At 69.8% G+C, this 4,122-nt stretch carries 3 protein-coding genes; all 3 read right to left on the bottom strand.

Going from position 1 to position 4,122, the window contains the following annotated elements; all coding sequences use genetic code 11:
- Positions 1-17 precede the first annotated feature (17 nt).
- Positions 18-1,532 carry a sodium:solute symporter family protein gene (locus ACWD3D_RS34175; RefSeq protein ID WP_451464591.1) on the bottom strand — a complete coding sequence of 505 codons (1,515 nt, stop codon included), beginning with the start codon at positions 1,530-1,532 and terminating at the stop codon, positions 18-20.
- A 132-nt stretch (positions 1,533-1,664) separates the two neighbouring features.
- The gene (locus ACWD3D_RS34170; RefSeq protein WP_451464590.1) at positions 1,665-2,939 is read right to left on the bottom strand and encodes a glucarate dehydratase family protein; all 1,275 of its coding nucleotides are present in this window, start codon (positions 2,937-2,939) and stop codon (positions 1,665-1,667) included.
- On the bottom strand, positions 2,939-3,931 hold the full coding sequence (locus tag ACWD3D_RS34165) for a 5-dehydro-4-deoxyglucarate dehydratase (RefSeq protein WP_451464589.1): 993 nt from the start codon (positions 3,929-3,931) through the stop codon (positions 2,939-2,941). Before ACWD3D_RS34165 ends, ACWD3D_RS34170 begins: the two co-directional genes overlap by 1 nt.
- Between the last annotated feature and the right edge of the window lie 191 nt (positions 3,932-4,122).

Here is a 4,122-nt window from a genome sequence, read left to right as displayed (position 1 = left end):
GTCTCCGTGCACCGGGGTCAGACCTGTTCGGCCACCGGGTGCGCGGAGGTCCCGCCGGAGCCGGGTTCCGGGCCGGAGAGGGCCGCGACCACCGCGTCGGCCTCCGCGTTCGGCTCCGGGAGCAGGAGGCCGAGGGCGGTGTAGACGACGAGCGAGGTCACCAGCGGGGTGACGATCACCGTCGTCTGGGACGCCCCGTCCAGGCCGTACTTGACGAAGAAGTACCCGCCGAGACCGAGCGCCCAGGACGCGAGGGCCGCCCGCGAACCGCAGCGGCGGAATGCGGGCAGCAGTCCCAGAAGCATCGGGATGGAGATCGGTCCCATCACGGCCGCGACCATGCCGACGATGATCCCGAGGACTCCGCCGAAGTGGTCGGCCTCGATGGCCACGACCATGGAGACCATGATGAAGACGACCGTGACCACCCGAGCCGTCAGCAGAGCCCGCTTGTCGCCCCCGTCCCGGAAACCGGGCACGAGGACGGGCAGGATGTCCCGCGTGACCACGGACGAGATGGCGTTGGCGTCGGAGGACGCCATGGCCATCGTGTGGGAGAACATTCCGGCCAGAGTCAGGCCCACCAGTCCCACCGGCAGGTAGGACTGCGCCATCAGCGCGTACGTCTGCTGAGGGTCGCTGATGTGGGGCATGAGTACCGGCGCGGCGACGGCGGGCAGCAGCAGAACCGCCGGCCAGACGAGGTACAGGGCGGCCGACAGCCCGGCCGAACGCCGAGCCGATTCGGGGGAGTCGGTGGCCATGTACCGCTGGGCCAGGTTCCACATGCCGCCGTTGTACTCGAAGAGCTTCACCACGACGTACGCGGTGAGGAAGCCGGCGGTGTACGGCCCCACCAGCGGATCGGTGTGTCCGGCCGGAAGCCTGTGCCACAGGGTGCCCAGCCCCGATATGCCGCCCAGGCGGTCGAGCACCACCCACATCATCGACAGCGCGGCCACCCCCTGGATGATGAACTGCCCGAACTCGGTCAGGGCGTCCGCCCACAGACCGCCGACGGTGCAGTACAACAGGGTCACCACGCCGGTCAGCAGGATGCCCTGGGTCATCGACATGCCGGTGAAGACCTTCAGGAGCACCGCCACCGAAGCCCATTTGGCTGCCACGTCGAAGACCTTCAGCAGGGTGCCGCTCCACGCCAGCGCCTGCTGGGTGGGGATGTTGTACCGGCGTGCGAGGTACTCCAGGGGGGACGCCACCTTGTAACGCCGCCGCAGCCGGTTCCACCGGGGTGCGAAGAGCCAGGCGCCCAGACCGGTGCCCACGGCGAGTGGCAGGAACGCCCATACGTAGACGGTGATGCCGTAGTTGTAGGCGACCGCCGCGTACGCGACGAACACCGCGGCGCTGTAGCCGGACATGTGGTGCGAGATGCCGGTCAGCCACCAGGGCATCTTGCCGCCGCCGGTGAAGTAGTCGGAGACGTCGCTGACGCGTCGGTGCGACCACACGCCGATGAGCAGCATCACCAGGAAGTAGCCGCCGACGGCGACCCAGTCGAGCCAATGCATGGGCATACCTTCTTGTTGCCGGGACGGCGCCGTCACCAGGACGGGCTTGTCACGGGAGGGGAGCGGGGGAGCCGGAACCTGTGTCGCTCCTGGGCGTGCGGGCGCCGCACGGGCCACCCGCCGCGCCCCGGGTCACCAGCGCGGCGACTTGTTCTCGTACGACGGGTCCAGCCGGCGCATGTAACCGGTGTCGTCCCTGTTGCGCAGACCGCAACGCAGGTACTGCTCGTGCAGCCCGGCGAGCGCGTCCCGGTCCAGCTCCACCCCCAGGCCCGGGGTACGGGGAACAGCGACGGAACCGGCGTGGAATCCGAGGGCTCCGGGGACGATCACGTCCTCCGCCGGGTCCTTCCACGGCCAGTGGGTGTCGCAGGCGTAGGAGAGGTTCTCCGTGGCGGAGGCCAGATGGGTCATCGCGGCCAGGCTGATGCCGAGATGGGAGTTGGAGTGCATGGACAGGCCCATGCCGAAGGTGTCGCAGATCCCGGCCAGCAGCTTCGAGCGTTCCAGGCCGCCCCAGTAATGGTGGTCGGAGAGCACCACCTGCACCGCGTCCTGGCGCACCGAGGAGTGCAGTTCGTCGAAGGCGACGACGCACATGTTGGTGGCCAGAGGCATCGTGGCCCCGCGGGCGACCCGGGCCATGCCCTCCTGCCCCGGGGTGGGGTCCTCCAGGTACTCCAGCACGCCTTCCAGATCGCGCGCCACCTTCAGGGAAGTCTCGACGGTCCAGGCCGCGTTGGGGTCCAGCCGCAACGGGGTCGTGGGGAACGCCTCGCGCAGCGCCAGGACCGCCTCGACCTCCTGCTCCGGCGGCATGACCCCGCCCTTGAGCTTGATGGCCGTGAAGCCGTACTCGTCCACCATGCGCCGGGCCTGTGCCACGATCCCCTCGGCGTCCAGGGCAGCGCCCCAGCCGTCGGGCTCGTGCCCCGGGTGCGCGTCCCATTTGTAGAAAAGGTAGGCGCTGAAGGGAACTTGGTCGCGTACGGAGCCACCCAGCAGGTCGCTGACCGGGCGACCCGTGGCCCGGCCCCGGATGTCCAGACAGGCCACCTCGAAGGGAGAGAAGACCCGGTCCACCGTGGAACTGGTGGTGATCATGCCCGTCAGGCCGTGGCCGTCGCTGCCGGAGTCGGTGCCGATCACCCCGGCGATCCTTCGACGCATCGGGCCGGTGGCGTGGACGTCCATGCCGGTGATCGCGTCGGCCGCCGCGCGCAGCCGGCGCAGGTGGCCCTCGTCGGCGTAGGTCTCGCCCAGTCCGGACACGCCCTGGTCGGTGTGGACTTCGACGACGGCGCGCAGCGCGTACGGCTCGTGGACACCGACCGCGTTGAGGAGGGCGGGGTCCTTGAACGCCACGGGGGTGATCTCGATGCGGGTGATCCGCAGGCTGTCGCTCATCACCGTGCTCCTCGGGTGCCGGCACCGGCCTCGGTGCCTGATGCGGTGTCGGCTTCGGTGACCAGGGCCCGACCGCGCTCGATGATCCGCTCCAGTTCCAGCAGATGCTCGGGCGTGGGATCGGTCAGCGGCGGACGTACCCCACCGACGTCGAGACCGCTCTGCCGGACCGCTGCCTTGACCAGGGCGACCGAGTAGCCGGGCACCTGCTCACGCAAGTTGATCAGCGGATGGAAGAATCCGCCCAGCAGCCTTCGAACGGTGGCGTCGTCGCCGGAGCTGACGGCACGGTGGAACGCGAGGGCGATTTCCGGGGCGAAGCAGAACACGGCGGAGGAGTACAGCTCGACGCCGATGCCGCGATAGGCGAGCACGGTGCCCTCCGCGGTGGGCATTCCGTTGAAGAACTGGAACTCCGCGCCCGTGGTCGCCCGGTCCCCGGTTGCCGCGTCCCCGGCCGCCGCGTCGGCGCGGACGGCGGTCACGATCCGGGTCATCAGGTCCAGATCCCCGGTGCCGTCCTTGAACCCGACCACCTGGGGTATCCGGGCCAATTCGAGGGCCGAGGGAACGTCGAACCGGGCGGTGCCCCGCTGGTAGACGATCACGGGCAGCGAGCAGGCCGCCATCACTTGGCGCACGTAGGCGACCAGTCCGGCCGGTTCACCCGCCACCAGATACGGAGGCATCAGCAGGAGCCCGTCGGCGCCGGCCTCCTCCGCCGCGCGGGCGTACTGCCGGGCCAGCGGAAGTGAGCCACCCGCGCCGGCGAAGACCGGCACCCGGCCGCCCGTCACCTCCACGGCCGTCCTGACCACCGAGGCGAACTCCTCCACCCCGAGCGCGTGGAACTCCCCGGTGCCGCAGGCGGCGAACACTCCGCCCGCCCCGGCACGGACGCCGCTTCGCACGTGTTCCGCGAGCTTCGTGGTGTCCACCGAATCGTCCGAGGCGAATGGAGTGACGGGGAAGAACAGAACGCCCTCTAGCATGGAGCACCTTTCCGGGTTCATGTACATGAACATTGGTCAATATGGCGAATCGCTGCACGGAAAGTAGGCGTCCCCGCCGGTCGGGGTCAAGGGTCGTGCCCGCGAGCTCGACGTCCCGCGTGGTGCAGGACCACATCCGTGAGGGCTTCCCCGGGTCGCCGGGGGGCGGCCTCACTCTGCTCGCCCGAGGG

This window comes from Streptomyces sp. NPDC002690, from assembly GCF_053592415.1.
This window is presented reverse-complemented; position numbering and strand designations above follow the sequence as displayed.